Annotated in this window: 8 protein-coding genes; 2 read left to right on the top strand and 6 right to left on the bottom strand. The window is 63.8% G+C overall.

Annotated features, from left to right (window positions below; translation table 11 throughout):
• From G3N99_RS31705 to rpoH, 6 genes are all read right to left on the bottom strand, one after another.
• Window positions 1-153 carry a hypothetical protein gene (locus G3N99_RS31705; RefSeq protein ID WP_206124353.1) on the bottom strand — a complete coding sequence of 51 codons (153 nt, stop codon included), beginning with the start codon at window positions 151-153 and terminating at the stop codon, window positions 1-3.
• A gap of 586 nt (window positions 154-739) precedes the next feature.
• Entirely contained in the window at window positions 740-856 is a 117-nt protein-coding gene (gene cydX, locus G3N99_RS31700) for a cytochrome bd-I oxidase subunit CydX (protein WP_011353251.1), read from the bottom strand.
• A gap of 62 nt (window positions 857-918) precedes the next feature.
• The gene (gene cydB / locus G3N99_RS31695) at window positions 919-2,055 is read right to left on the bottom strand and encodes a cytochrome d ubiquinol oxidase subunit II (RefSeq protein ID WP_174930761.1); all 1,137 of its coding nucleotides are present in this window, start codon (window positions 2,053-2,055) and stop codon (window positions 919-921) included.
• Between the two features lie 31 nt (window positions 2,056-2,086).
• The gene (locus G3N99_RS31690) at window positions 2,087-3,667 is read right to left on the bottom strand and encodes a cytochrome ubiquinol oxidase subunit I (RefSeq protein ID WP_011353249.1); all 1,581 of its coding nucleotides are present in this window, start codon (window positions 3,665-3,667) and stop codon (window positions 2,087-2,089) included.
• Window positions 3,657-3,941, bottom strand: coding sequence for a cytochrome oxidase putative small subunit CydP (cydP, locus tag G3N99_RS31685; RefSeq protein WP_174937878.1), 285 nt, complete (start codon window positions 3,939-3,941; stop codon window positions 3,657-3,659). Before cydP ends, G3N99_RS31690 begins: the two co-directional genes overlap by 11 nt.
• Before the next feature lie 361 nt (window positions 3,942-4,302).
• A complete protein-coding gene (rpoH, locus tag G3N99_RS31680; protein ID WP_046544376.1) occupies window positions 4,303-5,238 on the bottom strand; it encodes an RNA polymerase sigma factor RpoH in 936 nt (311 codons plus the stop codon).
• Window positions 5,239-5,599: 361 nt separating this feature from the next.
• Between rpoH and pagL the strand changes: the two genes are divergently transcribed.
• The gene (gene pagL, locus G3N99_RS31675; protein WP_011353246.1) at window positions 5,600-6,169 is read left to right on the top strand and encodes a lipid A 3-O-deacylase PagL; all 570 of its coding nucleotides are present in this window, start codon (window positions 5,600-5,602) and stop codon (window positions 6,167-6,169) included.
• 45 nt (window positions 6,170-6,214) lie between these two features.
• The gene (locus G3N99_RS31670) at window positions 6,215-6,598 is read left to right on the top strand and encodes a nuclear transport factor 2 family protein (RefSeq protein WP_011353245.1); all 384 of its coding nucleotides are present in this window, start codon (window positions 6,215-6,217) and stop codon (window positions 6,596-6,598) included.
• Window positions 6,599-6,853: the final 255 nt, after the last annotated feature.

Below are 6,853 nucleotides of genomic sequence, written 5' to 3'. Positions count from 1 at the left end.
TCACACCCTTTCCCCACCCGACGCTCCTCCGATCTGACGGACGGGGCCGGCCGTCGCGACCGCCGCGCTCGACGCGGGCAGTGCGCCGTGCGCGACCGGCGACAGTGCCGCGACCAGCAGGCCGGCAAACAGGGTGGACAAGGTTCGGTTCATGCGGACTCCTGAGAAAAAAGGGGGCATAGCGGCGTCACGGGATGACGTCGCTGCGAGCGGGTCTTTCAACGGAGCTGCGGGGACAACAGGGTGCGCGGGCGATGCGGCTGCCCTGCGCGCGGTCGGCACGCGGACGCGTGTGTTACGGAACGGGGGGCGGGCAGGCGTGCCGGTCGGATCGGCGCGGGCGGATGCGCGTCTTCATCGGCGTCGCACGGCAGCGGCTGCTGCTGCTGCTGATGCAGTGACGACGCGCCCGTTGGCAAAGGCGCGCGCTCGACCTGCGCGGTCGACGACGGCAACGCTCGCCGACGACGCGCAACCGGCCGCCGCACGCCGACGGCGAGATAGCGCGCACGCGCGCGCCACATACGGGATTCGCATGTCTCCCCCACCCAGAAGGATTCGGCCTGTCTGCGGCCGTGTCCAAAGATCTTATGAAACCTTTTATTGGTATTCAAGTGGTATCAATCTGGCGCTAAATTGGCATCGGCGCACCGGGCCTGTCCGGCCGGCCGGGGCGAAAAAAAACCTCGCGCGAGGCGAGGTTCCTTCCGGACGGCGGCCGCATGACCGGCCGCGCGCGTCAGTCGTGGCGAACGCGTGCTTCCTGCGTCTTCTGCCGCGCTTCGAGCCACATCGCATTGACGATGCCGAACGACAGCGCGACGCCGATACCGAGAATCCAGCTGAAATACCACATGATCCGACTCCTTGCGAAACGGTGGGCGAGGGCGCGTGCGCGCCCCGTCCCGGTTCAAAGCATCAATACATCGAATGCTTGTTCTCTTCGAGTACCTCGCGCGTGACCTTGCCGCGCATCACGCGATACACCCAGCTCGTGTAGAGCAGGATCAGCGGCAGGAACACGATCACCGCGAACAGCATCACCTGCAGCGTCATGTGGCTCGACGTCGAATCCCACACGGTCAGGCTGCTGCGCGGGTCGAGCGACGAGGGCATGATGAACGGGAACATCGAGAAGCCGGCGGTCAGGATCACGCCGGTGATCATCAGGCCCGTGCAGAAGAACGCCGTCTTCTCCTGCTTCGAACCGGCGAGCAGCAGCGCGATCAGGCCGCCCGCGATCGCGACGACGGGCGCCGCGATCATCCACGGGAATTCGCTGTAGTTCGCGAGCCACAGGCCCGAGCCGGCAGCGACGTCCTTGAGCAGCGGGTTCGCGACCGTATCGGTCGGCGCGGCGTGCGTGATGTGGAAACCACCGATATAAGACGCAACCAGCACGCCGGCCAGCACGAACAGCACGACCGCGAGGAACGACGCCACGCGCAGCGCGACCGATGCGCGGCGTGCGATCACGCCTTCCGTCTTCATCTTGATGAAGGCCGCACCGTGCGCGACGAGCATCGTGAGGCTGACGAGCCCGCACAGCAGCGCGAACGGGTTCAGCAGCGCCCAGAAGCTGCCGTAGTAGGTCACGCGCAGGTCGCTGTCGAACTTGAACGGCACGCCTTGCAGCAGGTTGCCGAACGCGACGCCGAACACGAGCGCCGGCACGAAGCCGCCGACGAACAGGCCCCAGTCCCAGCCCGCACGCCAGCGCGGGTCGGGCCGCTTGCTGCGGTAGTCGAAGCCCACCGGCCGGAAGAACAACGCGAACAGCACGAGCAGCATCGCGAAGTAGAAGCCGGAGAACGACGCCGCGTAGACGAGCGGCCAGGCCGCGAACATCGCGCCGCCGGCCGTGATCAGCCACACCTGGTTGCCTTCCCACGTCGCGCCGACGGTGTTGACGATGATGCGGCGTTCCTCGTCGGTTTTGCCGAGGAACGGCAGCAGCGCGGTCGCGCCCATGTCGAAGCCGTCGGTGACGGCGAAGCCGATCAGCAGCACGCCGACGAGCAGCCACCAGATCAGCTTGAGAGTTGCATAGTCCATAGCGATTCCTTGTTCCGTTTCAGGTGCGTGCTCACGCCGGGGCGCGCTCGCTGGCGGCCGCGATTTCGTGGTGATAGCGGCCGGTATGCAGCGACGACGGGCCGAGGCGCGCGTACTTGAACATCAGCTTGATCTCGATGACGAACAGCGCGGTATAGAACAGGATGAAGCCCGCGAGACTCAGGTACAGGTCGCTCGGCTGCAGGCTCGACGCGGACAGGTGCGTCGGCAGCACGCCGGCGATCGTCCACGGCTGGCGGCCGAGCTCGGCGACGATCCAGCCGAATTCGATCGCGATCCACGGCAGCGGGATCGCCCACACCGCATAGCGGAGGAACCAGCGGCGGTTGTCCTGCAGCAGTTCGCGGCGCGCGCAGAACCAGAATGCGGCGATGAACGTCGCGACGAACAGGAAGCCGAGGGCCACCATGATCCGGAACGAGAAGAACACGGGCGCGACCGGCGGGATCGTCTTCTTCGCGGCGGCCTTGATCTGCTCGGGCGTCGCATCGACCACGTTCGGCGTGAACTGCTTGAGCATCAGCCCGTAGCCGAGGTACTGCTTGTGCTGGTCGAACAGCGCGCGCGTGGCGTCGCTCGTGTCGCCCTGCTTGATCTTCTGCAGCGCGCCGTACGCGACCATCCCGCTCTGGATGTGCTCCTCGCTGTGCTTCGCGAGCTCGCGCAGGCCGATCACCGGTTCGTCGATCGAGCGCGTCGCGATCAGGCCGAGCGCGTAAGGGATCTTGATCGCGTAGTCGGTGCGCTGTTCTTCCTGGTTCGGAATGCCGATCAGCGTGAACGATGCGGGTGCCGGCTGCGTTTCCCATTCGGATTCGATCGCGGCGAGCTTCATCTTCTGCACTTCGCCGGTCGTATAACCCGATTCGTCGCCGAGCACGATCACGCAGAGCGTCGCCGCGAGGCCGAAGCCGGCCGCGACCGCGAACGAGCGCAGCGCGAAGTCGACGTCGCGCTTCTTCAGCAGGTACCACGACGACACGCCGAGCACGAACATCGCCGCCGACACGTAGCCGGCCGACACCGTGTGCACGAACTTCACCTGCGCGACCGGGTTGAACAGCACGTCGAACAGGCTCGTCATCTCCATGCGCATCGTCTGGTAGTTGAACTCGGCGCCGACCGGGTTGTTCATCCAGCCGTTCGCGACGAGGATCCACAGCGCGGACAGGTTCGAGCCGAGCGCGACGAGGAACGTGACCATCAGGTGCTTGACCTTCGACAGGCGGTTCCAGCCGAAGAAGAACAGGCCGACGAACGTCGATTCGAGGAAGAACGCCATCAGGCCTTCGACCGCGAGCGGCACGCCGAAGATGTCGCCGACATAGTGCGAGTAGTACGACCAGTTCGTGCCGAACTGGAATTCGAGCGTGATGCCGGTGGTCACGCCCATCGCGAAGTTGATGCCGAACAGCTTGCCCCAGAACTGGGTCATGTCCTTGTAGACCTGTTTGCCGGTCATCACGTAAACCGCTTCCATGATGACGAGCAGCCAGGACAGGCCGAGCGTCAGCGGTACGAACAGGAAGTGGTAGAGCGCCGTGATGCCGAACTGCAGACGTGACAGATCGACGACTTCACTACTTATCATGGTGGTCTCCCTCGGTAGATGCAGGCGCCGGTACCGAGAGCAGCTTCTCGGCGACGGCGGCAGGCGGCAGCGACATGTGCTCGGCCTGCGGATGATTGAAGAATGCGTATTTGAGCGACATCAGGAGGATCAGCTTGACGATCAGCACCAGGGTGATGTCGCGGGCGAGGGTCGGGCCGCGCGCCCACGCGGCGATGCGTGCGCGCCAGCCGATCGTGCCGGCCGGCCGCGGGGGAGGCGGCGCAGGCTCTTTATTGATCGAGATCAAGGCGATTATCCTGAATCGATTTAAGTCTGATTTGGGGCGACTTTACGTCGGATTTATGACGGCCGTGAAGCTGTTTTAATCCTTTTGCGCCTGACATGCCAATTTTAAAAGGACGGCTTTCGGATGCCGAGTGCTGCGCTGCGGCAGACCGTCGCGAAACACGGGCCGAAACTTGAGGCAGATCAAGGTTATGCGGAAGGGGCCCGCAAACTGCGTATTACCTGACGAATCAGGTCAATTAATCGGCGCAGAAACGAGTGATGAAGCGAGCGGAGAAGCGAATGAAAAGCAGGAGAAAAGACGGGCGAAAAAAAACCGCTGCCGGTCGGGCAGCGGTTTTTGATGAAGCGCTCTAAATCGCAGCGATTTACGCGTATTCGGCGAGGGCCGTGCGCATCTTTTTCATGGCGCTCGCTTCGATCTGGCGGATGCGTTCCGCCGACACACCGAACTCGGCGGCGAGATCGTGCAGCGTCGAGCCGCCCGAGCCGTCGTCGTCGACGTGCAGCCAGCGCGCCTCGATGATGCGGCGGCTGCGCGCGTCGAGTGCGCCGAGTGCCTGCGCGATGCCGTCCGTCTGCAGCGTGTCGCGCTGACGCGCGGCGAGCACGGCGGTCGGTTCGTTGTGCGAGTCGGCCAGGTAGGCGATCGGCGCGTACGACTCCTCGCCGTCTTCGACCTGCCCTTCGAGCGCGATGTCGCCGCCCGACAGGCGCGTTTCCATTTCGGTCACGTCTTCGCGCTTGACGTTGAGTTCCTTCGCGAGGCCGTCGATTTCCTCGGGCGTCATCGCCTGCAGGCCCTTCTTGTGGCTGCGCAGGTTGAAGAACAGCTTGCGCTGCGCCTTCGTCGTCGCGACCTTCACCGTGCGCCAGTTGCGCAGGATGTACTCGTGAATCTCGGCCTTGATCCAGTGGATCGCATACGACACGAGACGCACGTTCTGGGCCGGATCGAAGCGCTTCACGGCCTTCATCAGGCCGATGTTGCCTTCCTGGATCAGGTCGCCGTGCGGGAGGCCGTAGCCGAGATAGTTGCGCGAGATCGACACGACGAGCCGCAGGTGCGACAGCACGAGGCGGCGAGCCGAGTCGAGGTTGTTGCCTTCGCGGAATTCGGTCGCGTACTGGCGTTCCTCTTCGACCGTCAGCAGCGGAATGCGATTGACGGCCTGGATATACGCGTCGATGTTGCCAAGCTGGCCCGGCAACATCGATTGGGCTGCGAGCGCCAGCGAGCCTGCCGATGCGGCCTTGGCCGGCGTCGGGCTCAGGGTGTTCGGGAGGGTCAGGGCGTTGCTCACTAAAAAAACTCCTTTGGAATCAGGGACAAACCCCCGGTCTCGAATGAAATTCCGTGGGCCATCTTAGCACTCCCGCAAGACGAGTGCTAATTCCTTAGAGCACGCGTGGGCATCGGAGTTCCCACTTTTTCTATCGAGTTTGTCGAGTCGATAGTCTATTCTGCGACAGAGGGGGCGAAGCGAAGTTCCGTAAGCCGTTGTTTCTGATGGTAATCAGTAGACGATTTCAATTTTTGTCGTTTTGGAAGGAAGCCATTTCGCTTTGCGATGCCGATCCGAAAAGTCCTTTACCATACCATTCAGTTCGCTTGAGCCGGCCGAAGCGGCAGGCTCCATTCAACCCACAAAGTTGGAGTGACTGATGAACAATAAGAAGAATCGCCGGCCCCGCAGCCGGCTTGCGCTGCACGCGATGCTGGCGGCGTCCCTTCTGGGCGGATCGGGTGCGGCATGTGCGGATCGATGGGGGATTCAGGCGGGCGGCGGTTTTTCGGATCGCCACGGGGTCGACAAGGCCGATCTTGGCGTGGTGTGGGATCCGGGCTGGAACTGGTGGGAAATCGGCGGCTGGCACTTCGCGTTCGTCGTGGAAGGGCATGCAGGCTACTGGCACACGGGCGGCAACGTCCACAGCAGCATTGGCGAATTCGGCGTGACGCCGATGTTCCGCTTCATCAAGAGCGCCGGGGAGATTCGCCCGTTCATCGAGGCCGGCGGCGGCGTCAGGCTGCTGACGCACCCGACGATTTCGGATCGTTTCTCGATGGGGACCGCGTTCCAGTTCGCGCCGACGGCGGGGGTGGGCGTGCAGTTCGGCCAACGGCAACAGTATCAGGTCGGCTACCGTTTTGAACATGTGTCTAACGCGGGTATCAAAGAGCCGAATCCTGGTATAAATTTCCACCAGTTCTACTTGCAGTACAACTTCTGATCCGCATGCCCGCGCACGGCGTGCGCGTTGCCGAGGAGTCAGGCGATGGCGAAGGTGGTCGATGCGATCCGCGCGCTCGAGCGCGATCGATTCCGGGCGATGGTGGACGGGGACGGCGAGGCGCTCGACGCGCTTTTGTCGGACAAGGTGTTCTTCGTGCACACCAACGGCAAACGCGAAACCAAGCAGCAGTTCATCGACGCCATCGTCGCCGGCCGCCGCCGCTATCGCCAGATCGAAATCCAGTCGCAGGACGTGCTGCCCGTCGGCGATGAAACCTGCATCGTCACCGGGCGCGCGTTGATCGAGATGGAAACGAACAACGGCGGCCTGGTCTTCCCGATTGCCTATACCTCCGTCCACACCCACGAACAGGGCCGCTGGAGCCTGTTCGCGTGGCAGGCGACGCGGTGCGCGACCGAGACATGAGCGCGCATGGCGCTCCTTTTCATGTCCCGACCGAAGCGGCCTTCTGGGCCGCTTTTTGCTGCCTCGTGCGGCGCGGATCGCGCGGCGCACGGGCGGTCACGCCCCGCTCACTGACGTTTGAACCCTGAAACGAAACCGGGCGCTCAGGCCGCCGCGCGGTGATCCGCGCAGTGCCAGGCCGAGCGGTTGATCGCGCTGACGACCGCATCGAGCGCGGCGCTCGCCGCATCGGCGTGCAGGCCGACGCCATGCCCA

The organism is Burkholderia sp. Ac-20392, from assembly GCF_017104585.1.
GTDB lineage: Bacteria > Pseudomonadota > Gammaproteobacteria > Burkholderiales > Burkholderiaceae > Burkholderia > Burkholderia lata.
This window is presented reverse-complemented; position numbering and strand designations above follow the sequence as displayed.

What these genes read in the sequence shown, in the direction of transcription:
- G3N99_RS31705 (WP_206124353.1), bottom strand. Translation starts at nt 153, where the DNA reads ATGAACCGAACCTTGTCCACCCTGTTTGCCGGCCTGCTGGTCGCGGCA.
- cydX (WP_011353251.1), bottom strand. Translation starts at nt 856, where the DNA reads ATGTGGTATTTCAGCTGGATTCTCGGTATCGGCGTCGCGCTGTCGTTC.
- cydB (WP_174930761.1), bottom strand. Translation starts at nt 2,055, where the DNA reads ATGGACTATGCAACTCTCAAGCTGATCTGGTGGCTGCTCGTCGGCGTG.
- G3N99_RS31690 (WP_011353249.1), bottom strand. Translation starts at nt 3,667, where the DNA reads ATGATAAGTAGTGAAGTCGTCGATCTGTCACGTCTGCAGTTCGGCATC.
- pagL (WP_011353246.1), top strand. Translation starts at nt 5,600, where the DNA reads ATGAACAATAAGAAGAATCGCCGGCCCCGCAGCCGGCTTGCGCTGCAC.
- G3N99_RS31670 (WP_011353245.1), top strand. Translation starts at nt 6,215, where the DNA reads ATGGCGAAGGTGGTCGATGCGATCCGCGCGCTCGAGCGCGATCGATTC.